Below are 23829 nucleotides of genomic sequence, written 5' to 3'. Positions count from 1 at the left end.
TAATTATAAAATTTTGGCAAAAAGCTTTGGAACGGATTATGTTCCGAATAAGTGGCTTCTTTTCCGATCCTGCAAGAAACCTGCTGCCGCCTTGTCATTTGCGGTTCAATCCCTGATACTCGGCCGGCGTCATCCCGACCAGCTTCTTGAACAGCTTGCTGAAATACTTCACATCGTTAAATCCTGAAAGCTCCGCCACCTCATACACCCTGAGCGAGGTTGCAGCCAGCAGCTCTTTGGCACGCTTTACCCGAAGATCGATCACGTAGTCGATAAAATTGCTCCCCGTCACCCGTTTGAACAGCTCGCTGAAGTAATTCCGGCTTACGGCGACTTCATCGGCGACCTCCTGAAGGGAGATCGGCTCCGTGTAATGGGCGTTAATATAGGAAATGGCCTGAAGGACGATCCGCTCGTGAAGCGTGGCTTCCGGAAACGGACCGCGATTCGGCTCGTCCCGAACCGCCTGAAACGCGTCCAGCATGACGCTCCGCACCTCTTCGACAGACCGAAGCCGGGTTAGCTCAAACGCCGGGGATACAATCGGCAGGGCGGACAGGCTGTACGTGGACAGCATGCCAAGAAGCTCCTCCGCTTCAACGAGCACCTCCTGCTTCCCCATTCGGGACGGCATCCATCGCTCCATTACCGACTGCAGAAGCACTTCGCACCTCGGCAGGTTTCCGACGGCCAGCGCAGCCCTCAAGGCCTGCAGCTCGGGCTTTGCCTGCTCCGGTCCGCCACGGTCGCCCAAGGCACCAATATCCTCCGCGTGAAAGATGCGCCCCTCCCGGTAAAAGAAAGAGGCTTCCAGGCTTGCACTCGCCTCTACGTAGGCCTCGGCGAGCCGCTGGGGCCCGGCATACCGGCGGCTGAGCCCGATGGTGGCGAAGGCGGCAAGCGGACGGAGGAGATGATCGCAGCGAGGATCCTCTGAACGCTCCATGCCGTCAACGGGCACCCAGACCGCCAGTAAATCCGGTCCCGTTCGGACCGCAAGCGCATCCGGCAGCTGCTCATATAAGCAGCTCTTGAATCGTTCCATTTCTTCTTCTCCGTCCAACGGGGCTGCTCCGAAGCCGTCTGATCTCGGCCCTCCGTCCAGTCGGCAGACTGCCACGACGAATTGGCCGTCACTCCGGAACCCGGCCAAGTTCTCCAGGGCGGCAGCTTCCCCGTGCAATGCCATATACAGCGTCTTCTCATCGGCCCGTTTCCGCTGTTCCCGCTGCTGCCGCTCATGCTCGGTTACGATACGCTCAAGGCGCTTCTCTTCCTCCAGCTTCTGCCGCATCCGCTCCAGCACATCCTTCAGCGACGCTGAATCGAGCGTCGGCTTCAGAATGTAATCGGCCGCGCCGAGCCGAATGCCTTCCCGGACGTATTCAAAATCGCTGTGGCAGCTGAGCAGCAGCACTTTCACCCATGGGCATAGCTGCCTTGTCCGGCGGGTAAGCTCAAGCCCGTCCATGACCGGCATCGCGATGTCCGTAATCAGAATGTCGACCTCTCCCGCCTCGATCCACTTCAAAGCCTTTTGACCGTTCGATGCCTCCCCGACCAACCGATAGCCGTATCCCTCCCAGTCAAAAGTGGTCCGGAGCCCTGTGCGGGCAATCGCTTCGTCATCAACGAGCAGCACTTTGTACATGAATATCCCCTCCGTTCGCCGGAATCAAGATGGTCACCCGCGTGCCTCCCTCTTCCTTCCGCTCGACGTTCAAGCCGTAACGACTGCCGTAATACAGCCTCACGGTTTGATGGACATGCGACAGTCCGATGTGGGTCATTCCCTGCTTGGAGCGGTTGCGCTCATAATCCAGCAGCCCGGCAAGCTTCTCCGGCTCGATTCCGATGCCGTTGTCCTCGATGTGGATCATGGCATCCTCCTGCTGCCGCCGGATGACAACCCGGATGACCCCCTTGTCGTCCAGGGGCGCAATCCCGTGGAAAATCGCATTTTCCACAATCGGCTGAAGCAGCATGCGGGGAATTTGCACGTCATCCATGCCAGCCGGACAGTCGACGACCAGCTCAATCGGATGGTCATAGCGGTATTTCTGGATGATCATATATTGGCGAAGAAGCTCCAGCTCATCGCCAAGGCGTATAAATACCCCGCTGCGCCCCAGGCTGCCTTCAAGAAGATGCACGAGCGCCGCTACGGCCTTGTCGACATCATTGGTGCGGTTCAGCTTGGCCATCCACCGGATGGAGTTCAGCGTGTTATATAGAAAATGCGGATTGATCTGATAGCGAAGAGCCCGGATTTCAGCTTTCTTCTTCTCCGATTCCTCTGCGGCAATCCGCTGGATCAACAGGTCAATCTGCTCGATCATCTTGTTGAAGCTTCTGCCGAGCTGACCGATCTCGCTTGGACCGACATTGCGGCACCGGACGCTCAAGTCCCCGGCTTCGCTGCGGCGCATCAGCCGGCTTAAATGAACGAGCGGATTGCCGATTTTCCGCGTCATGTAGTATCCGATCCCGATGGCCGCCAGCATCGAGCCGAGCACGATCCATACGGTAAAGCTGCGGATGCTGGCCGAATCGGCCGTCAGCTCCTTAAGCGGAACCATTCCTACGACATGCCAGCCGTTATTCAGCCGGGAAGGGATCATCAGCGTTTTCTTGTCGTTCCACTCGTATTCCGTCGGCCCTGTCGGCAGCTCCACAGGGGAGCGCTTCCCGTACATGGCCGGATCTGGATGATAGAAGAAGCGGTTCTCGTCGTTGGCGACATACATGTAACCCGTATCCCCGAACTGGACGTGGTTCAGCTCGTCAATAAGCACATCCCCCATAATTTCGAAGAACATGACGCCGACGATCTCCCCCGTATCCCAGCTGCGGATCGCCCTTCCAAGCCCAAATACCGGAAACCCCATGCTTGTCTGCTTCAGATAGGAGGTGTCGGACAGACCGAACCACACCGTTTGCCCGCGAGCCTCCAAAATCGACTGAAACCACGCCGATTCCCATTGACTCGGAATGGACATCAGCGAGTCGGCGCTGAGGACGGAATTGTTCCGCTTGATATCAAAGACGTACACGTCGATGATTTCCGGCGAGTTGATCATAATGGAGGTCAGCAGATCCTTGCCCTCTTTAACCTTGAGGTTCAGGTCATATTGGCTGAGATCCGGATCCTCCAAAATGCCGTGGACGACTTTGCTGTTCAGCACCATCATCGAGGAATCGTCCAGCTTCTTGAAGAACATATTCAGCTTGTCGCTGACCTGGGTAATCGTCAGCGATGCCACCTTGCCCACCTGCTCCTCCACGATGGATGCCGACTTGTGGAAGGATAGGAAGCCCATCATCAGAACCGGCAATGTCGTACCGATGAAAAAGAACAAAAACAGCTGTGTTACGATTGAATGAAGACGGCGGTATCCCCGCATATGCAAACTCCCTCCTCTACCAGATCAGAACATGAATTACATTTTTTTGACAGCGCTTTCAACTTAAGAGGCTTTTGTGTTCTTGTACATCTGTCGACAAGCTTCCAGGCATATCTGTACCTTATGTTGGTTCCCTCCGGCCCCTCCTTTCCTTGCTTCCCTTCCAATCTTTCCTTCAGCGTCCGTTAGCTTCCGGCTGCTACTGCTCCCCTTCCCTTCCTACCTTTCCTTCCTCGCGTTCGCTTCTGGCTGCTCCTGCTCCCCTTCCCCTACCTCAACCTCCCATGCGTTCGCTTCCGGCTGCTACTGCTCCCCTTTCCTTTCCGCCCATCCTCTTCCCGCTCCGGTCTCCTTCTGGCCCCCCCGCGAAACCTCAACTTCAAGTAAGGTCCGTCCGGAGTGTATTCATCGTAATATGTTTGACAAAGATTGTCCCTATGTCCATCTTCTTATGTTTTTTGCCTTCCCTCACCGCAAACGCAAAAAAGAGACGGACCCCAATATCAGGGCCCATCTCTTGATTTAAATTCATATTCATGCAAGCCTTCGGCTTAGTATGCCAGCGTAAACAATCCATTGATGTGAGAGAGGTAGCGCATGTTGCTCGCTTCCTTCATCAGCGTCGCAGGCAAACCTTTCAATTGCGTTTTGTTCGCGCCGATCGTTCCGATGGCATCCTTGCGTCCCAAGCTGCCCAGCGTACCGGAGAATACCGGCTCGAAGGAAGCTTGTGCGCCGCCGTTCAGATTCGCGAAGATGTTGTAGCCGATCAGCTCGCCCATCTGCCATGCCAGCTGTGCTGTCGGCGGGTATGGACGGCCTTCCGGTCCCATAACAACCGCGCTGTCGCCAGCGACATACACGTCAGGATGGGAAGCGGATTGCAGGTACTCGTTAACGACCGCACGACCGCGGTTCACTTCGATACCGCAGTTCGCTACAACGGAGTTACCCTGTACGCCGCCGGTCCATACCAGCGTGCTTGTTTCGATGGTGCTGCCGTCTTTCAGCTCAACGGTTGTACCGTCCATCTTCGTGATCGGCAAGCCGGTGAGGAAGTTCACGCCGCGCTTCTGCAGGCTTGTTGTAGCACGGTCAACCAGCTCTGCAGGGAAGCCTGGCAGAATGGAAGGAGCCGCTTCTACGCAGTAGAGCGTAATTTCCTGTGGATCGAGCCCGTGCTTGCGTGCAAGCTCGCTGCGCATATCCGCATACTCGCCGACAAGCTCGACGCCGGTCAAGCCGCCGCCGCCGACAACGATCGTTGCATCGGCCTTGTTCTTCGTTTTAGCATATTCCGCGATGCGGGATTCCACATGGGCACGCAGACGATTCGCATCGTTCACCGACTTCAGAATGAAGCTGTTTTCTTGAAGTCCCGGAATGCCGAAGAATGCAGTTTCACTGCCCAGTGCGATAACGAGAATATCATAAGTAAAGTTTCCGCCGTCATCCAAGGATACCGAGCGCTCATCCGGCTTGATCTCCTTGACGTTGCCAATGCGAAGATCCACGTTGGCGTTGCGAAGCAATTTATCCAGCGGCAGGGCCACTGCTTTCTCTGCGATGTTGCCTGCTGCCAATCGATGCAGTTCTGTAATGATCTGGTGAGTTGGGAAACGGTTGACCAGCGTAATTTTAGCGTCGTTGACGCCAAAATGCTCGCGCGCAGAAAGTGCGCTCAGCAAGCCGCCGTAGCCCCCGCCCAATATTAAAATATGTTTAGACATGACCATCCTCCGTTCTTCTTAAGATATATGGAATTAACGCTTGTTCTGTTGGTCGCGCTCGTTCAGAACGTCAAGAAAAGCCTGAGCATAGCGAAGACCCTTTTGAACTTGAGGATCCTTCAGCATTTTCATCAGACCGAATACGCCGATTTGCGCATGATCACCCTGGGCATGAATACGGTCGCCGGCTTCGATTGCGGCAGACGCAATTGCTTTTGCCTTGTCGGTAACAGGCTTCGTGAATCCAGCGAGAGAAGCCATGGTGTCTTCCGCCAGCACCGGATCAGTAGCTACGGACTTGCCGAAATCATAAGCCTTCGTGAAGAATGTGAGCATTTCCGTAAGCTTAGGCAGGTTATCCACGAGCGTAGTCAGCGATTCCTGTACCTCAGGCTTTAGCAATTGTTCGAGCAGCACATCAGGACGGCTGGCCTGGTTTCCTGCAACGTTATCCGGCGTTTCGGACGGTTGCGGGTTAGATGTTTCTGTCATAGAGAATTGCCTCCTTTTCTTTAAGTGAACTCCCAAGATGAACTTGGCGACGATCGAACCGGTTAGCTTTAATTTCGGGATAACCGGTATCTATTATGCATCACTGACATAAAGTGTGAACTTCAAGGTGACTCACTCGCGCCAAAATAAAGGCAGGGGGATGGCTCCCCCCTCCTTTACGAATAACGTTCTCAGGGATTGTGATTATTATCTCTAAGTACTAGTCTATAACTTGTGCAGCATAATTACAAACATAAAATACAAATTCCGACTACAAAGTTATGACTCGAATCTCGCCATCTTCATATGTCACTCTTGTAACAGGGTGCCCGGATGCAGCAAGGGCGTCACGGAGCGGAATCCAGGCCGTGCCGCCGATCAGGCGCACATCGGACGGCAGCGGCCTCCCCCAAGTTTCAGCCGGACTTATCGAGCGTCTCAGCGGGTCCGCTTCCCAGCGTTTCCCTCCGAGGGCCACGCTGACGGTCTTGCTGTGAGCCTTCCAGGAGACCGTCCCCCCGAGCCGCTCGGACAAGGCGCGCAGAGGAACCATCAAGCGCCCGTCCTCCATTTTATACTCGCCCGGCTCGAATGCAGTCTCCATGGCCCCAAACTCGACCGCAAGCGTTCGGCCCGTTTCGAATAGTTTGGCATTGGCCAGAACATGATCCTTGATCCATTGCCGGGAAGGCTGCGAGGCCTTAACCGCGCCTTGCTGCGCCTTGAACTGGACCGGCTGCATCTCCGGCGTAAGCACATCGAACGCATAGCCCTGCTTTTTGTAATAACCGATGATCTCCGGCAATGCCTTCACGCTCTCCTCATGGCCCTTGCTGTCATGCAGCAGCACGATCGCCTCGCTGCCGCTGACCTTTGCCGTTGCGCCTTTTACGATATCCTTGGCCGGAACCCCCCGGCGTTTCGAATCCCCGCTGTCGACATTCCAATCGAATACGCGATATCCCCCCTGCTCCATCAGGTCGAAATACGACTGGTCAAAGTGTCCGGCTGTCCCGCCCGGCGCCCTGACGAGCTGCGGACGTTCGCCTGTAATCAAGCGGATCAGCTCCTCCGTCTTCTTGATCTGCGCCCAGAAATCTTGAAAATGACCGTAAAGCTTGTCATAACGATGATCATATGTATGATTGCCGATCGTGTGTCCTTCCTCATATATGCGGTTGATAATTTCCGGACGGGCTTCAGCCTGCTCCCCAAGCACAAAGAACGTTCCCTTAATGCCTTCCTTATGCAATATGTCCAGCACCTCCAGCGTCAAATCCGAAGGACCGTCGTCAAAGGTAAGATAGACCTTCTTCTCAGCTTTCGGGTCAGCTTTCGGGACCTGGGCTTGCGCTGCTGCAGCGGATGCGGCTTGCTTGCCTGCTGCCGCTGTGTAAACCGCTTGCTTGATTTGCGTTTCACCGCTTTGGCCTAACAGCGCCTTCGTCTGAACCCCCGTGGTGGATGCCGGAGCCAGCAGCGCCTGCTCCATATATACCTTCATATCGTCCGGTTTCGTTTCTCCCTCGGGAAATCCGGCCCAGACCGTTATCAGTAACGCCAACACACCAAAAAACAAGGCAATGGATGCAACTCTCGCTACAATATTCATGATTTCTACCTCCATCATTTCTATGAGTTCGGCTTTCTGCTAGATTATATGGAGGTATTTTCGAAAAAAGACTATCAGCCGATATATATTTTAGCGAGAATTGCGAGAGAAGGACGGGTGAACAAAAATAGCCCCTCGCGGCAAGCCTGTCCAGGCATGCGGAGGGGCAAATCTTCATATAGCTTATGACAGCACAGCTTCGAGGACCGCTTCCACATGGCCCTTCACCTTGACCTTGCGCCATTCGCGGGCGAGCCTCCCCTTCTCGTCGATCAGGAAGGTGGAGCGCACGATCCCCATGTACTCGCGGCCAAACATCGTCTTCAACTGCCACACCCCGAACAGCTCGCTTACCTTATGCTCTTCATCAGCAAGAAGCAAATAGGGCAGGCTATGCTTATCGATAAATTTGGCATGGGATTTCAGCGGATCGGGACTGATGCCGATGACGACCGCCCCCGCTTCCTTCAGTGCGCCGTAGTGATCGCGGAAGCTGCAGGCCTCCTCAGTGCACGTGGGCGTCATATTTTTCGGATAAAAAAACAGCACGACCTTGCGTCCGCGAAAGTCGCTCAAGGATACATTCTCTCCGCTTGAAGCCGGGAGGGTAAAATCAGGGACCGGGCTCCCTACTTCAACATGTGATGGTTTCACGATTAAGCTCCTCCTGCTGAACGGGACCTTAGACCCGTAAAATTGATTGTCTTTTCGAAAAAAATTATAATAGAGTGAATGTCGAATGTTCAAATGTTCTATCGATTTTATTCACCAGCGCAATCCGAAAGGAAGAACACAATGACCAAAAAAACAAAGAAGACGATTATATGGAGCATATGTATCGTACTTGCGGCTGTCATCGCCTACGGCACTTATTATGCAGTTTCATTCTATGACGGCCTGCAAAGCTTGAACAAAAGCGGTGAATCCTCTCCGTTCCATGAAATTGAGAAGGTGGATGCCAAAGTCCCTGCGCCTCCGGAATGGGAAGGCACCGAGCCGGTGAATATCCTGCTGATGGGCGTCGATGCCCGCGGCTTCGAGGAAGGGGAAATCCCCCGCTCGGACAGCATGATGGTAGCCTCCATCGACCCGGTTAAGAAAAAAATGTACCTGTTCTCTATTCTGCGCGATACGTACACGGACATACCCGGACATGACCCGAACCGGATCAACACGGCGATCACCCATGGTCCCAATACCGCGATGAAGGCGGTCGGCGATCTGCTCGGCATCCCGATCCAATACTATGTCTACACCGACTTCCAAGGATTTATCAAGCTGGTGGATTCCGTCGGCGGCGTTGATTTTTACGTTGAGAAGGATATGAATTATTCCAGCAAAGCGGACAAGAATGAATATGACATCAATCTGAAGGAAGGCATGCAGCATCTGGACGGCAACGCCGCGCTCCAATACGTCCGTTTCCGTTACGACGCTATGGGCGACTTTACCCGTACCGAGCGGCAGCGCGAGCTGATTAAGGCGGTCGCCAAGAAAATGCAGACGACCACGTCCATTATGAAGCTGCCGGATATTTTGAAATCCGTCAGCCCTTACATCGACACGAATCTCGAGGTCGAAGACATGTGGAAGCTGGCCACCGTCGCATACAAGAGCAGCATGAGCGGCAGCGAGCAGGTCCCTCCGATGAAGCTGCTGAAGGAAGAAACGATCGGCGGTGCAGCTGTCTTGACGGTCGGCAATCCGGACACCTTAAAGCAGTACATTCAGGATATCATGAGCCCGCCGGATCCTGACCCGGAGACCGAGGAAGGCCAAAGCGAAGGCAAGGAGAGCGATCCTGCCGGCAAAGAAAGTAATCCTTCTGCATCGACGTCCACGTCTACATCCACAGAGACAGACCGCAACTAACTTAGCACACTATATAGCATGCAGGACAGGCAGCTTGGAATCTTGGCGGCCTGTCCTGCTTCATGAAGAAAGGAAGTTTTTACACGATGAACACATCCAGAACCCGTTCCGAAGCCTTATACCAGGAAGCTCTTCAGCATATCGTCGGCGGCGTCAACAGCCCCTCCCGCTCATTCAAAGCGGTCGGCGGCGGCGCCCCCGTCTTCATGAAACGCGCAAGCGGCGCCTATTTCTGGGATGAAGACGGCAATCGCTACATCGATTACTTGGCGGCCTATGGACCGATTATTACCGGCCATGCCCATCCGCACATTACGGCCGCCATTACGGCGGCAGCCCAGAACGGCACGCTGTACGGGACGCCGACCGAGCTTGAAATCAAGCTTGCCAAAATGCTGAAGGATGCCATCCCTTCCTTGGACAAGGTGCGCTTCGTCAATTCCGGCACTGAGGCCGTCATGACGACGATCCGCGTTGCACGCGCATATACGAAGCGCAATAAAATCATCAAGTTCGCCGGCTGCTACCACGGCCACTCCGACCTCGTGCTTGTCGCCGCAGGATCAGGACCTTCCACGCTCGGCATTCCGGACAGCGCCGGAATTCCGACAAGCATTGCCCACGAGGTCATTACGGTTCCGTTTAACGATCTTGACAGCCTGCGTGACGCCTTGGAGCAATGGGGTGATGACGTGGCCGCGGTGATGGTCGAACCGATTGTCGGCAATTTCGGCATGGTAATGCCAAAGCCAGGCTTCCTGGAAGGACTGTGCCGGTTGGCCCATGATAACGGCTCGCTCGTCATCTATGACGAGGTCATCAGCGCCTTCCGCTTCCACTACGGCTCTTCCCAGACATACGCAGGTCTGGCGAATCACGAAGCCATTCAGCCGGATCTGACCGCGCTCGGCAAAATCATTGGCGGCGGTCTTCCGATCGGCGCTTACGGCGGCCGGAAGCACGTTATGGAGCAGGTTGCCCCGCTCGGACCTGCATATCAAGCAGGAACGATGGCCGGCAATCCGGCGTCGATCGCCGCAGGGATCGCCTGTTTGGAGGTGCTGCAAGGCGAAGGCGTGTATGAGGAAATGGAGCGTCTGACGATCAAGCTGACCGAAGGGCTGAAGAGCTCGGCGGACCGCCATGGCATTCCGCTCACGATCAACCGGATTCGCGGCTCCTTCTCCACTCATTTCTGCGATCATCCGGTGACCAACTATGATGAAGCCCAGGATACGGACGGCGAGGCCTTCGCTTCCTTCTTCCGCCATATGCTGGACCGCGGCATTAATCTGGCCCCTTCTAAATACGAGGCCTGGTTTATGACGACTGCCCATACGGAAGCGGACATCGATGCAACATTGGAAGCCGCAGAGGCTTCATTTCAAGCCATGAAAGGTTAATGGCATTGATATTTCATGTAGGGTAAATCCTGGAAAGGGGAACCGGAATATGAAGAAGCTGCTGAACAAGTTATAACATGCTGCGTGTCCATATCCCGCTTCCACGGTTCGCATCCGCGGACCTCCTGCCTTAACGGTTCATAAGATTGACCCATTCCAATGAAAACGAAAGGCGGGAACAACGATGAGAAGCGAGCAAGAAATGATGGATTTGATTCTGGGTGTGGCTAAGCGCGATGAACGTGTTCGCGCCGTGACCCTGGAAGGCTCAAGAACGAACCCTAATGTGCCGAAGGATGTATTTCAGGACTATGATATCAGCTTCCACGTCACCGACATGGACAGCTTCATTCAAGACCCGGGCTGGATTGACGTCTTCGGGGAACGCATCATTTTGCAAACGCCCGAAGATATGGCGATGTTCCCTCCTGATCTGGGGAACTGGTTCTCCTATCTGATGCTGTTTACGGACGGGAACCGGATCGACATGACCCTGATTCCCATCGAGGAAAAGGAATCCTACAGCCAGCATGACAAGCTGATCAAGGTGCTTATGGACAAAGACGGGACGTTTCCCGAAATACCGGAGCCGTCGGATGAGGACTATCGCGTCAAACGTCCGTCCGCCGAATTCTTTGCGGACTGCAGCAACGAATTCTGGTGGGTCACCACTTATGTAGCCAAGGGCTTGTGGAGAGAGGAAATTCTGTATGCCCAGGATCACCTGAACAATATCGTTCGGCCGATGCTGATCAAAATGCTGGAATGGCAGGCCGGGGTTCTGACCGGCTTCTCGCTTAGCGTTGGCAAGAATGCCAAGTATCTGAAGCGATACTTGCCCGAGGACAGCTGGAACGAGCTAATGGATACCTACGCCGGGGGAACCTATGACGAGGTCTGGGACGCCCTCTTCGCCGCCGGAGCACTTTTCCGGAAGACGGCGCTGTACGTCGGCGAGCAGCTGGGCTACACGTATGACATGGGACAGGACGGGCGCGTTACCGGCTTCCTGCACCATGTCCGCCAGCTGCCGCGGGATGCGAAGGAAATCTATTAAAATCATGCGGGAAGCTGCTATGCCCGTAATTCGGGTAATAGGATAAGGCAGCCGCTCTCGGCCAGGGCAGACCGGGGACCCGTTTAACCCGGCTCCCAAGGCTATGGGAAGCAGCAAAGAGAGACGCCATTCGCGGCGTCTCTCTTTTATTTTGTACGCTCCCTGTTTTCCCCCTAGCCTCACTTCAGACCTTCGCTCCATCTGCCGGGGCCTCATATTGATCCAAGCCGTTCTCCTGCAAAGGAAAACTCGGGAAGTTCTGAGAGAGCCTGTTTGTCACATTAGCACCATGCTGATACGTAATACAGATTGTAAAGGGGTGAAACCACTTGGATGAACCAGCATTCCATCAGATCGTTGCTGATGTTTTGAAGGGAGAGATCGACCAATACGAGCTGATCATGAACCGCTGCAACAAAGCCATCTTCAATTACTGCTACCACATGCTTGGCGATTATGCCGAAGCCGAGGATTGCACCCAGGAGGTTTTCTTGAAGGCGTACCGCCACTTGTCCAAATATGAAACGGACAAGCCCTTCGAGGCCTGGCTTTACCGCATCGCCTGCAACCAATGCATCGACTTGCTGCGGAAACGCAAGCTGTATCGGTACCTCCCCTTTCTATACCAGAAAGACCAGGATAACCGGCATGTCGATCAGGTCATCGAGCACAAGTACTACAATCCGTCCGTGCTCCGGGCGCTGGCCAGGCTGACCGCCGAGGAACGAAGCCTGCTCATCCTGCGCTGCGTCGAGGACAAGAGCTATCACGAGATCAGCCTTATTTTGCAACAAAGCACGACCTATCTCAGGAAAAAGTTCGAGCGGGCCGCCGCCAAGTTCCGCAAACATTACGCCATGGCAGAGGGGGAGGAAACGAATGAGCATGGACAGCGACAAAGACCTGAAACCACTCTTTCAAAGGGTTGAGCCGCCCGGAGCCGCCCTCCAGAAACGCGTTATGCGCCAAATTCGGGAAGAACATATTCAAAAGGAGCGATTGTTCGTGAAAAACAAAGTAAGCATTCTCTTGATCGCCGGCATGCTGCTTACCGCATCGACCGGCTTCGCAGCTGTCAAGTACCATTCTTTAACCAACGGCAAGGGAGAAGTCGTCTATGAGGAGAAATCGAGCGCAGTGTCTCCTCCGCTTAAGGATTATTCCAAAGAGGAACTGGATCGCATCCATCTTATGAATACCGTCTGGGATGAGCAAATCAAGCCGGGCGAAGCAGCCGCCATTTATATTGTGCCGAATAATCCGAACCACGTCATCGATATCAAATCCACTCCGCATGCCGTCAAGGATTTCGATAAGCTGACAAGCATGGTGAACGTGCCCGGCGTACCGCTGGCCAAGGAGATCTCCGCTTCCGCCTCGGACAAATATATGTTCAATAATGCCAGCGTGCACATGGAGCGCGAGACTGACGCAAAGCCGCTGACCGAGCAGGAAAAGGCCGACATCGCGAAGAAACTGCTTACGAAAGCCAAGTCTTCGGGCAAGGATTACGCCCTGATGCCGATACAGTTTACGGACAATTTCTGGCTGTCGACGGTTTATTACACCAGCGGCAGCAAGGAGATCGCCCTGACGATTCTGAATAACGGAGACCACGGCAGCGTGACCTCTTACTGGGACGAGAATATGGACATGATCAACCGGAAGATCGAGATCAACGGGCAGGACGTCCTGCAAAAAACATGGAACGATGGAAGCACGACGCAGCTGGACTGGGCTTATGAGGATCCAAGTACCGGACACCACTACTTGTATACGCTCAGCTCCATGGAGGGAGATGTCCCAGCCGAGGAACTGATCCGTATCGCCGAAACGATCATTCCGAAGGCGGCTTCCAAGTGAGCAGCCGGCTCATATATCACTTGACGCTTTAAAATCATAGACAATTAAACGGAGAATTTGAAAAAGGAAAAGAGAGGCGCCAAATCGGCGTCTCTCTTTGGTTCCGCAGCTATGATCAACCTTATCTTAGGGCGGATGCATTTATAAATTAATGAATGCGGTACGCTGTTTGGCGCTGTACTGAACATCAAAGCCAAGACCCGATGCAATGACGGCAAGCGGAACATAGGTCTTGTCTTCCTTGCCTACCTTATGCAGAAAAGCAGGCGTATCGATCGGAACGTTCGTGCCGTTTACTTTCACAAACTTCTTGCCGATCGTGACTACAACCGTTTTATCGCCGTATGTGATGGTGACGCTTGAGGTTTTATTCTCCCACTTCGTCGTTGCCCCCACCGCATTAACGATATCTTGAATCGCCACGTAGTTCATATTGTCGCGAAGAATCGGTTTGTACGGCGTAGTGAGCTCCTGTCCCTTGACGACGATTCGCATCGGCTGACCCTGCTCCTGCACCGGCGGCTGCTTATAGCTGCCCCAGATCGTCTCCGCAAATACGGTTGCCATCGTCTCGTAACCGTACTGGTTCGGATGGATATCATCCTTAAGGATATGCGTCATCGTAATCTCAGATCCCACGAAGGCTTCCGCTACATGCGCTACCTTGATATCCGCGCCTTGGTTCGCGAAGCTCGCAGCGATGTCATCCACGAGCTTGGTGAAATGGCCGGCCGCTTCCAGCAGCTTCGCATAAGCAGCCTCGCCCGCCAGTTTAGGGATCGGATTATACTGGTCCGCGATGACGATGGTCGCATCCGGATTCAGCAGCCGCAGATTACCGATGACGGCGGTGACGTTCTCGGTGTACTGTGCAAACAGCTCCTGCAGCTTGGCTGCGAGCTGCTCCTCACTCAGCTTATCGATCGTGCCGACCAGGCTCATCATATCATTGCCGCCGATGGTAATGGTAATCAGATCCGCTTCGGCGATTGCGGCTTTCGCTTTGGGTGCGTCCGCTCCGATCTGCTTCGCGCGCGGGTCCGCCAGCCCAGGCTGCAGCTCCTCGGCTGTTAGAGAACGTCCATCAACGATGGCCTGGAGGTAATGGTCCAGTCCGTCCGTCTTCAATCCGGCTATCCCTAGATTCGTCACTTCGGTTCTTCCGTAGAAAAGCCCTTGTTCATATAAACGTTCGACGAAACCATACAGCTTGTTCAAATCCACTCCCGGCTCATAACCGACCGTGAGCGAGTCTCCCAGCGCTACAATTCGGTATGTAGTATCCTCCTTTACGCTGCCCCCATCGGCAAACACCGTGGCTGCACCCGGGCCAAGCAGCGTTACGGCCAGCATCAGAAATCCTGTTACCGCTGCCAGCCTCTTCTTCCATTGTTTGAACATGCCTTCACTCTCCCTAGATTTATTCGATACCCTCCTTATTTTACCACCTGCGTCCCTGATTGGGTACAAAGCCCTCCCTTGCAGAACTATCCCTTCCCATTTCTTTTCATGAGCAGGTAAGCAATTAAATAACCTGCGGACGTTACGCCGAACAACGCGAAGATGCCCGGAGTTCCAGCCAAGTACAGACTCGGCAGCACCGACCATAAGAAGGCAATCAGCATTAACGGTTTCCACGGTCCGAACAGCGAGATCAGTGCGATCACACCAGGTAGAAAGAGCATGAGAAAGGTGTTCCGTGCCGCATCTGCATTTACCGTATCCGTATACGGATTGAAAAATATAAGGATGCACCACAACAGCATGGAGCCGATGCCCGATACGGCACCCGCAATATGAAACGTCCGCAGCCCTCTCATCTTCATGCCTCCTCACTATAATCCTGTCCTTGAATACATATCTGCTTTTTTGCTCCTGCAGAAAACGCGTGTGCTTTATGCCCTCCGAAGTTCCGCTACTAAGAACGGTATACAAAAAAAAGAAAATGGACAGCCTCCTTAATCGCGCTGTCCATTCCTGTAATGCTTATGCAGTTGCTTGCCGTATTCACGGCCTCTAACCGGGCAGAGCCTGACTCCATTCATCAAGAGGACGCATCCCCTTGCTCCTTGCGGCCCTTCTCCAGCTCGGCCTTCGGCTCGTTGCTTTTGCCTGCCTGCTCCATGTATTTGTCGTAACGGCCATCGATTTCCTTCGCGATGCTACGGTATTTCAGTGTTTCTTCAACGATGGGGTCGAGCTGGGTCTGAATCCGGATCTCGTATTTCGGAGAGACCTGACGGCGCTCCTCCTGCTCCCGATCCTTCCTCTCCATCTCGCCTTCAGTCAACATCTCGCTAAGCCGGCGTTCCAAATCCTGATCTGATTTCTCATTCATCTCACGCATAACTCCTTTAAGAGGTTGTTCAAAAATTCGCCTGAAAAACCGACTTTTTGAACTCGCACTTTACTCAAGCTGTTGTAGACGCTGCCACCTTCATCCTTGATACCTTCTATCTTACATTACCCTCAACCGCCGGTATCTTATCCGGCCTTTCGTGATTTCCATCTGACCTTCTGCATATTGCTTAGGCCAAGTCAGTCTTAACGAACGGAGCCCTCGCCCGCTTCCTTCAGCGTATCCAGCAAGCCTTGGTGGATCAAGCCGTTGGTCGCCGCTATATTCCGTACGGACAGATCGAACGGACGGCCATCGGTGTCCGTCACCGCTCCGCCGGATTCCTGAACCAGCAGGGCCCCTGCGGCGATATCCCAGGCGCTCAGCCCGTGCTCCCAGTATCCGCTTAAGCGTCCGGCGGCAACATACGCCAGATGAAGGGCGGCGGAGCCCCCGGCTCTTACATTGCGCACCTTCGGCAAGAGGGCGTGAAGCTCGGCCATGTTCAGCGGCAGATTAACCTTGCTGTCAATCGGGAATCCGGTCGCAAGCAAGCTCTCCGACAGCTGGCTCTCCTTGGATACATACGTAGGATTGCCGTGCACATAGGCCCCTTTTCCCTTCTCGGCCACAAACAATTCGTCCCGCGAAGGATCGTAAATCACCCCGACGATCACTTCCCCGCGATGGGCTAGCGCGATGGAGACGGAATAGAACGGGAAACCATGGACGTAATTCGTCGTCCCGTCAACCGGGTCGATAATCCAGAGATACTCCTCTTCCTGGGCCGCCTTCAGCGCCCGTGCGGCAGCTTCGGCCCCAGGCTCAACCCCTTCCTCTCCTAGAATCACGTGGTCCGGGAAGTGAGTGAGAATCAGCTTCCGGATCATCTGCTCGGCCCCTTTGTCCACTTCCGTGACAATATCTTGAGGCGATGTTTTGGTGCTGAGCTGTTTCACGGATCCGAGTCTGCTCTTAATCCACTCCCCCGCCTTCGCGGCACAATTAATCGCAACGGCAGTGTAACTCTTACTGCTGACTACATAAGGAGTCTTGTCATTCTCGTTCAAAGCGCTCACTCTACTTTCTATATCAATCTATTGATTGTTAACATCCCTTTATCCTATTCCGGTATTACGAAACAGGAGCGGGCAGCGTTTCTCAAAATTTCGCCTATTTCAACAAAAGTCCGTTCCTTGCGGAGCAGTGAATGCTTGGCGAGAACGAACTTTTCTGCGTGTATGTCATGGGAATCATCCTCTATCTTCCACTTTCACCGTACCTTAAAATCCCTCCGGATGCAAGAGGACCGTCCGCTCGTTCTACTCGTTCTATGGATGGATCTCCACAGAGGCCCCGTCCAAGATCGTGACGCCCTCATTCTTATACTCTGCCAGCTCCTTCATGAGCCCGAACAGAGCGCCGTCCTTCATCTTCGCCTCGATCATGACATCCACCCGCGGCGTTTCTCCTGCAATGTTCCGTAAAAAGGCCAGCAGCGGCACCACGTCCACCCCATCGGCATGGCTGCGGATGTCCGCCGGGCTTTTCGGACTGGATACATGGATCTTCGGGGGCAGCGGCTGCCCGGGATCCGACCCGGCCTGGGCGAGCGGCGTCTCCCAAGTGCGAAAGATCTCAGGCCACAGCTCCCATGGCGCTTCGCCGTCATTGTTCACCCATTGGTGGTGAATGTCGAGCACCATCGGAACCCCCGTCGCTTTGGATACCGCCAGCGTCTCCTGTGCCGTAAAGGTCTTATCGTCGTTCTCCAGCGTCAGACGCTCCTTGATACGCTGGTCAAGTTCATGAAAGTGCTCGATGAACCGGGAGGCCGCCGATGGCTTGTCCCCATAAGCGCCTCCGATATGGATGTTGTTTTTCATCGCTGCCGGCAGCCCCATCGCTTCAAGCATATCGACATGTGCGTTCAAGTCGCGTATGGAACTAGCGAGCACCTCAGGCCTGGGCGTACTGAGCACCGTAAAATGGTCCGGATGGAAGGATACCCTCATGCCGTGCTTTTTCACGTAGTCTCCGATCGCCCGAAAACCTTCCTGCAAGGCAGGGAACGGATCCCAGTCCCGCATATCGTTATGGGTTGCCAGCGGAATCAGCTTGGAGGAAAAGCGGTACACCATAATATCATGCGCTGCGTTGTGCTTCAACAGGCGAAGCGTATTATGAAGATTTTCATTCGCGATCCGCTCCAGCTTATGTATGCCGGCCTCGCGGTCATTCAGCTTCAGAAAACTCTTCATCGTCATGGTCTTGGAGGGAGAAGCATTCTGAACGACCGTGGACATGGCTACATATCCGAATCTTACGATCATGCATGGTCCCCGAAGAACATTTCGTGAGCCAGCGCCGTCTGGACGCGGGATTCCTCATCCGTCAGCTTGCGGATCAGCTGCAGCTCGACCGAAGTGACTTCGCGTCCTTGGAAATTGATCTCGGATACGCATGCCGTAATCAGCACGATGGCTACCGCTCGGTTATCCGGCGTGTAGGCAATCACCTTCTGTCCTGTCGGAAACACACGAAGGCCGTCCTTCAGCATTTTGCCTCGTCCGTATTCCAGCAGCTCGTAGAGCTCTTGCTCGCTCTTAAACTTGCAGACGGAGTTAAACTCGGTTTGAAATCCCATAAGACCTCTTCCTTTCCTGCTTAAATATTAGACTCAAGGGGAGCCGTGATCAGTTGTTCGCGGACTCCCCCTGGCTATTCATATCCGATTGTAAGTCTTAAGCCTGATTCTCGTAAATCAACGCCTGTTTGCGGTTGTAGCGCTCCAGGCCGAGCTCAATCATCCGGTCAAGCAGCTCGCGGTAAGACATGCCTGTCTCCCGCCACAAGAGCGGATACATGCTGAACGGCGTAAAGCCCGGCATCGTATTGACCTCATTGATCAGAATCGCGCCGTCCGATCGGCGGAGGAAGAAGTCCGCGCGGGTGATGCCGCTGCCCTCGATCGCCTTGAAGGCCGATATGGCCAGCTCGCGCAGCCGGTCGGCCGTATCCGGATCGATATCGGCAGGGATCTGCATCTTGGACTGTCCGCTGATATATTTTGCCGCGTAATCATAGTATTCACTCGAAGAGACGATTTCACCCGGGACCGAAGCCATCGGCTCATCGTTACCGAGTACGCTGACCTCCACCTCGCGGGCATCCACGAATTCTTCAACAATGATCTTGTTGTCGAAGCGAAGCGCGGTTTCAATCGCGGCTTTCAGCTGCTCCCGGTCCTTCGCTTTGGATATGCCGACGCTGGAGCCCAGATTGGCCGGCTTGACGAAGCTCGGGAAGCCCAGTTTGTCCTCAATCCCTTGAAGCAGCTCATGCTGATTGCGCTCCCACTGGGATCTGGTAAAGCTGCAGTATTCGCATTGCGGCAGTCCCGCCTGGGCGAACAGCTTTTTCATGACGACTTTATCCATGCCTGCAGCAGAGGCAAGCACCCCGGTTCCGACATAAGGAATATCCGCCATTTCGAACAGTCCCTGAATCGTTCCGTCCTCACCGAACGTTCCGTGCAGCAGCGGAAACATGATGTCAACTACCGGCTCTTCACTTCCATACAGTCTGCTGAACACCGCATTCAGCGCGGTACGGGTGCCTTCCCCCTCGGCGAGCTTGAGCTCCTCCTGATCGGAGAACGGCGCCGTCAGCTTCGTGCCGATCCTCCATGCTCCCTGCTTCGAAATATAAAATGGCATGATATCATATTTGTCGAAATCAAAAGCGTTCATGACGGCGAAGGCTGTCGACAGCGACACCTCATGCTCCCCCGATTTCCCTCCGTATACCAAGCCGACCGTTAATTTATCCTGTCCCATGAATAACCTCTCTCTTGTACGTTTTGCAGCATGATGCGCGCACGCCTTAAAAATAATCGGGGATATGATAGAACCGGTACTTGGTCTTGTCATTCCACGCATACGAATCGCGATAGTCCCAGTACCGGTGGCGACTGGACACCGTATGGGCATTCACCAGCGGCATGCCGCCTGCGTCAAACGCCGTGACGATCGTGCTGTGCTGGAAGGCGCCGTCGCCGTCCCAGTCGTACACGATCACATCGCCGAGCATAAGCTGCTCCGGCCGTTCGACCAATTCGCCCCGCAGACCCGTCGTGCTGGTGTACAAGTAATTCGCAAAGCTGTTCGAAACCGCCCAGCTGTAGCTCCACCATTCTCGGCCGCCCACATATCCCTTGTACCACCATCCCGATTCTCTTTTACCAGTATAGTGGATTGGGGCTTTGCCTGCAAAGAGGCACTGGGATATATAATTCGTGCAATCCACATCGAATTCGGCGAACTCCGGATTTCCCGAATCCCACCAGCGGTCCGCATAAGCTGCGGCTGCCTCCCGCTCGTAGCGGCCCGATCTCGGGCTCATTCCCGCCGCATACACACGTCCGTTCATGAACGGAAGCGAAGGCTCGCGCCCGGCCGCAGACGGGTCTGCACTCAGGTTCCCAGCCTGCTGCAGCGGATGGCGTTCGTCCTCCAGCCGCTCGATGCCGACGATCAGCCAGGCGTCGCCGTCGCGGATCAGGGTAAGGCGCTCGCGCGTAACGATATCCTCCCGATGCGTCATCCCTCTTTTTTCATAATAAAAGACGCTGCTGAGCCTGACGTCGGCAACGACGTCATCCTCCGTCTCCCTTAGGATGCGCTGAAGCCGGGCCCGGGTTTCGCTCTTGAGCGGCACAACCTCCCGTTCTTCGTACCATGCTTGGAGCCGGAACTGCCTCTCGCCTCTCTCTACCAAGTAATTCAAATCCGCTACAATTTGCTCTTTCAGGCCTGAAGAATAGTCGACCCGGTTTTGGTTGTATTGATTGACATAAATATATAAGCTTTGCTTCCAAGGCTTCTCCGCTTGCTGCAGACTGCTCATACCTCTCTCCTCCTCTTAACCTGGCCTAACGCACGGTTCCCTATCACAACTATATGAAGCAAGGAAGCGGGCTATGAACCCGCTCCAAGAACAGCCCTCCATGACCGCTTCGGCAGACGCTTGCAGGGACGCTGAAAACAGGCGGATTTTCACCGTTTTGAAATACTTTTCTTCTATAAAAAATGCTTTACGTAGCGGCTTGAAATCGTTATACTTAGAGTGTGTGAATTATGAAATTGGGTTTCATCTAGTGAAACAACTGACAGTTGAACTCAGAAATGACTCAAGGAGGTTCAGGTATGCCAGTAAAGGATCAATTCTCCATCTCGCGCAACCTCGAGGTGGGCGGTAAAAACTATCGTTATTTCAGCCTGCAGGCGCTCGAAGAGCAAGGATACGGCAGCGTGTCCAAGCTTCCGTTCTCGATTCGGGTGCTGCTTGAGGCCGCCGTTCGCCAATTCGACGGACGCGCCATTACAGAAGATCATGTAAAGCTGTTGTCCAAATGGAACGAAGGACGTGACAACAACAAGGAAATTCCGTTCATCCCTGCACGCATCGTACTGCAGGACTTCACCGGAGTACCGGTTGTCGTCGATCTTGCAGCTATGCGCGACACCGTTAAGAAAGCCGGCGGAGATCCGAAGCAGATCAACCCGCTCGTACCGGTTGACCTCGTTATCGACCACTCCGTTATGGTTGATGCTTTCGGTACGGACCAAGCTCTTGAATATAACATGAAAGTCGAGTTTGAGCGCAACGAAGAGCGCTACCGCTTCCTCCGCTGGGCTCAAACCGCTTTCAATAACTTCCGTGCGGTTCCTCCTGGAACAGGTATCGTTCACCAGGTTAACCTGGAATACCTGGCTTCCGTAGCGGCCACGAAGACGGTAGACGGCGAAACGCTCGTATTCCCGGATTCCCTCGTCGGCACCGACTCCCATACTACCATGATCAACGGTCTTGGCGTCGTAGGCTGGGGCGTCGGCGGCATCGAGGCGGAAGCCGGCATGCTCGGCCAGCCGCTCTATTTCGTAACGCCTGAAGTTATCGGCTTCAAATTGACGGGCAGCCTGGCCGAAGGCGCAACGGCAACCGACCTTGCCCTTACCGTCACCGAGCTTCTCCGTAAAAAAGGCGTTGTCGGCAAATTCGTGGAGTTCTACGGCCCTGGCCTCGCCAACATCAGCTTGGCTGACCGTGCAACCGTAGCCAACATGGCTCCGGAATACGGCGCAACCATCGGCTTCTTCCCTGTTGACGACGAGACGCTTGCTTATCTCCGCAACACCGGTCGTACCGATGAGCAGGTTGCACTCGTTGAGAGCTACTACAAAGCGCAGAACATGTTCCGTACGGCCGATACGCCGGACCCTGAGTTCTCCGACGTGATCGAGCTCGACCTCGCTTCCGTCGTGCCGAGCCTTGCCGGTCCGAAGCGTCCGCAAGACCGTATCGAGCTGACTGCAATGAAGCAGAACTTCAACGATATTATCCGTACGCCGATCGACAAGGGCGGATACGGCCTCAGCGACGAGAAGATCGAGCAGACCGTTACCGTTAAGCATAAAGACGGCTCCACAAGCGAAATGGGAACCGGTGCGGTTGTCATCGCGGCTATCACAAGCTGTACGAACACCTCCAACCCAAGCGTTATGCTCGGCGCAGGCCTGCTGGCGAAGAAAGCCGTGGAACGCGGCCTCAAGAAGCCTGGCTATGTGAAGAGCAGCTTGACTCCAGGCTCCCTGGTCGTAACCGACTATCTGGAGAAAGCCGGTCTCCTGCACTACTTGGAATCCCTCGGCTTCTATGTAGCAGGCTACGGCTGTGCAACATGTATCGGTAACTCCGGTCCGTTGCCTGACGAAGTCAGCGAAGCGATCGCCGACAATGACATGACGGTTGCGGCCGTACTGTCCGGTAACCGGAACTTCGAAGGCCGCGTGCACGCTCAGGTTAAAGCCAACTACCTGGCTTCTCCGCCGCTTGTTGTGGCTTACGCGCTTGCAGGAACGGTTAATATCGACCTTCAGAACGATCCGATCGGCTACGATCCAAACAACGAGCCGGTATATTTGAAGGATATCTGGCCAACGAGCGCCGAAATTCGTGAAGCGATCGGCTTGTCCGTCAGCGCGGATGCTTTCCGCAAGAAATACGAGAACGTATTTACAGCCAACGAGCGCTGGAACAAGATCCCTGTGCCGGAAGGCGAGCTGTATGAGTGGGACGATCAATCGACGTACATTCAAAATCCGCCGTTCTTCGAAGGCCTGGGCAATGGCCTGAGCGACATTCAGGACATCAAGGAAGCGCGCGTGCTTGCTCTCTTGGGCGACTCCGTTACGACGGACCATATTTCGCCGGCGGGCAACATTGCAACGAACAGCCCGGCAGGCAAATACCTGAGCGAGCGTGGCGTTGAGCGCAAAGACTTCAACTCCTACGGCTCCCGCCGCGGTAACCATGAAGTCATGATGCGCGGAACGTTCGCCAACATCCGCATCCGCAACCAGGTAGCTCCTGGCACCGAGGGCGGCGTGACCACGTACCTGCCTACGGACGAAGTCATGTCCATCTATGACGCTTCGATGAACTATCAAGCCGGCGGACAGAACCTGATCGTTATCGCCGGTAAGGAATACGGTACGGGAAGCTCCCGCGACTGGGCGGCTAAAGGTACCTACCTCCTCGGCGTCAAAGCCGTTCTGGCCGAAAGCTTTGAACGGATCCACCGCTCCAATCTTGTGGGCATGGGCGTACTTCCGCTCCAGTTCCAAGAAGGACACGGCTGGAAGAGCCTTGGTCTGAACGGACGCGAGACGTTCGATATTATCGGCCTTAGCAATGATGTGAAGCCGGGTCAGGAATTGACCGTTGTCGCTACTCGCGAAGACGGGACCAAGTTCGAGTTCCCGGTAATCGCTCGTCTTGACAGCATGGTCGACGTGGACTACTACCATAACGGCGGTATCCTCCAAACGGTGCTTCGTCAAATGATCGCATCGAACCAGTAACACCTCTCTCTAAAGGCACTTAAGTCTCAGGAACAAATCCCCATCTTTCGGTCTCGGAAGATGGGGATTTTCATATTTGCAGTACCATATTCCTGTTTATTGGAAGTCCCGTTTCAAATAGAGCCGGGAAGGT

The 23829-nt window shown here is 54.4% G+C and carries 20 protein-coding genes; 6 read left to right on the top strand and 14 right to left on the bottom strand.

Going from position 1 to position 23829, the window contains the following annotated elements:
* Positions 1 to 94 precede the first annotated feature (94 nt).
* The 6 genes from NST08_RS03910 to bcp all read right to left on the bottom strand — a co-directional run bounded on the left by NST08_RS03910 (position 95) and on the right by bcp (position 7892).
* A complete protein-coding gene (locus NST08_RS03910; protein WP_007133028.1) occupies positions 95 to 1651 on the bottom strand; it encodes a response regulator in 1557 nt (518 codons plus the stop codon).
* Complete coding sequence (locus NST08_RS03905) at positions 1629 to 3404, bottom strand: cache domain-containing sensor histidine kinase (RefSeq protein ID WP_007133029.1); 1776 nt, start codon at positions 3402 to 3404, stop codon at positions 1629 to 1631. Before NST08_RS03905 ends, NST08_RS03910 begins: the two co-directional genes overlap by 23 nt.
* Positions 3405 to 3955: 551 nt before the next feature.
* Positions 3956 to 5134 carry an NAD(P)/FAD-dependent oxidoreductase gene (locus tag NST08_RS03900; protein ID WP_007133031.1) on the bottom strand — a complete coding sequence of 393 codons (1179 nt, stop codon included), beginning with the start codon at positions 5132 to 5134 and terminating at the stop codon, positions 3956 to 3958.
* Between the two features lie 33 nt (positions 5135 to 5167).
* Complete coding sequence (locus NST08_RS03895; RefSeq protein ID WP_007133032.1) at positions 5168 to 5626, bottom strand: DUF1641 domain-containing protein; 459 nt, start codon at positions 5624 to 5626, stop codon at positions 5168 to 5170.
* A gap of 271 nt (positions 5627 to 5897) precedes the next feature.
* Positions 5898 to 7238 carry a polysaccharide deacetylase gene (locus NST08_RS03890; protein ID WP_007133033.1) on the bottom strand — a complete coding sequence of 447 codons (1341 nt, stop codon included), beginning with the start codon at positions 7236 to 7238 and terminating at the stop codon, positions 5898 to 5900.
* A gap of 183 nt (positions 7239 to 7421) precedes the next feature.
* On the bottom strand, positions 7422 to 7892 hold the full coding sequence (gene bcp, locus NST08_RS03885; RefSeq protein ID WP_007133034.1) for a thioredoxin-dependent thiol peroxidase: 471 nt from the start codon (positions 7890 to 7892) through the stop codon (positions 7422 to 7424).
* Between the two features lie 141 nt (positions 7893 to 8033).
* On the opposite strand from bcp, the gene NST08_RS03880 reads away from it, so the two are divergent.
* The 5 genes from NST08_RS03880 to NST08_RS03860 all read left to right on the top strand — a co-directional run bounded on the left by NST08_RS03880 (position 8034) and on the right by NST08_RS03860 (position 13433).
* Positions 8034 to 9110, top strand: a complete 1077-nt coding sequence (locus NST08_RS03880; RefSeq protein ID WP_007133035.1) for an LCP family protein — start codon at positions 8034 to 8036, stop codon at positions 9108 to 9110.
* Positions 9111 to 9196: 86 nt separating this feature from the next.
* Positions 9197 to 10513, top strand: a complete 1317-nt coding sequence (locus NST08_RS03875; RefSeq protein WP_007133036.1) for a glutamate-1-semialdehyde 2,1-aminomutase — start codon at positions 9197 to 9199, stop codon at positions 10511 to 10513.
* A 184-nt stretch (positions 10514 to 10697) separates the two neighbouring features.
* Positions 10698 to 11570 carry an aminoglycoside 6-adenylyltransferase gene (locus tag NST08_RS03870; protein ID WP_007133037.1) on the top strand — a complete coding sequence of 291 codons (873 nt, stop codon included), beginning with the start codon at positions 10698 to 10700 and terminating at the stop codon, positions 11568 to 11570.
* Between the two features lie 329 nt (positions 11571 to 11899).
* The gene (locus NST08_RS03865) at positions 11900 to 12499 is read left to right on the top strand and encodes an RNA polymerase sigma factor (protein ID WP_007133038.1); all 600 of its coding nucleotides are present in this window, start codon (positions 11900 to 11902) and stop codon (positions 12497 to 12499) included.
* Positions 12500 to 12575: 76 nt separating this feature from the next.
* Positions 12576 to 13433 carry a DUF4367 domain-containing protein gene (locus tag NST08_RS03860; RefSeq protein ID WP_244152808.1) on the top strand — a complete coding sequence of 286 codons (858 nt, stop codon included), beginning with the start codon at positions 12576 to 12578 and terminating at the stop codon, positions 13431 to 13433.
* A gap of 141 nt (positions 13434 to 13574) precedes the next feature.
* On the opposite strand, the gene NST08_RS03855 is transcribed toward NST08_RS03860, so the two are convergent.
* From NST08_RS03855 to NST08_RS03820, 8 genes are all read right to left on the bottom strand, one after another.
* Positions 13575 to 14834 carry a stalk domain-containing protein gene (locus NST08_RS03855; protein ID WP_341341473.1) on the bottom strand — a complete coding sequence of 420 codons (1260 nt, stop codon included), beginning with the start codon at positions 14832 to 14834 and terminating at the stop codon, positions 13575 to 13577.
* A gap of 86 nt (positions 14835 to 14920) precedes the next feature.
* Positions 14921 to 15253, bottom strand: coding sequence for a hypothetical protein (locus tag NST08_RS03850; RefSeq protein WP_007133041.1), 333 nt, complete (start codon positions 15251 to 15253; stop codon positions 14921 to 14923).
* Between the two features lie 224 nt (positions 15254 to 15477).
* On the bottom strand, positions 15478 to 15771 hold the full coding sequence (locus NST08_RS03845; protein WP_007133042.1) for a hypothetical protein: 294 nt from the start codon (positions 15769 to 15771) through the stop codon (positions 15478 to 15480).
* 206 nt (positions 15772 to 15977) lie between these two features.
* The gene (locus NST08_RS03840; RefSeq protein ID WP_340897432.1) at positions 15978 to 16841 is read right to left on the bottom strand and encodes an inositol monophosphatase family protein; all 864 of its coding nucleotides are present in this window, start codon (positions 16839 to 16841) and stop codon (positions 15978 to 15980) included.
* Positions 16842 to 17102: 261 nt separating this feature from the next.
* Positions 17103 to 18104, bottom strand: a complete 1002-nt coding sequence (gene uvsE / locus NST08_RS03835; RefSeq protein WP_007133044.1) for a UV DNA damage repair endonuclease UvsE — start codon at positions 18102 to 18104, stop codon at positions 17103 to 17105.
* Positions 18101 to 18418, bottom strand: a complete 318-nt coding sequence (locus tag NST08_RS03830; RefSeq protein WP_007133045.1) for a hypothetical protein — start codon at positions 18416 to 18418, stop codon at positions 18101 to 18103. Before NST08_RS03830 ends, uvsE begins: the two co-directional genes overlap by 4 nt.
* Positions 18419 to 18515: 97 nt before the next feature.
* A complete protein-coding gene (locus tag NST08_RS03825) occupies positions 18516 to 19610 on the bottom strand; it encodes a D-alanine--D-alanine ligase (RefSeq protein ID WP_007133046.1) in 1095 nt (364 codons plus the stop codon).
* A gap of 46 nt (positions 19611 to 19656) precedes the next feature.
* Complete coding sequence (locus NST08_RS03820) at positions 19657 to 20679, bottom strand: amidase domain-containing protein (protein WP_007133047.1); 1023 nt, start codon at positions 20677 to 20679, stop codon at positions 19657 to 19659.
* Between the two features lie 299 nt (positions 20680 to 20978).
* Between NST08_RS03820 and acnA the strand changes: the two genes are divergently transcribed.
* Positions 20979 to 23696, top strand: a complete 2718-nt coding sequence (acnA, locus tag NST08_RS03815) for an aconitate hydratase AcnA (protein ID WP_007133048.1) — start codon at positions 20979 to 20981, stop codon at positions 23694 to 23696.
* Positions 23697 to 23829 lie beyond the last annotated feature (133 nt).

The organism is Paenibacillus sp. FSL K6-1566 (assembly GCF_038050475.1).
Taxonomy (GTDB): Bacteria; Bacillota; Bacilli; order Paenibacillales; family Paenibacillaceae; genus Paenibacillus_AQ; species Paenibacillus_AQ lactis.
The sequence above is the reverse complement of the archived record's forward strand: the minus strand, read 5'-3'. Positions and strand labels throughout refer to the sequence as shown.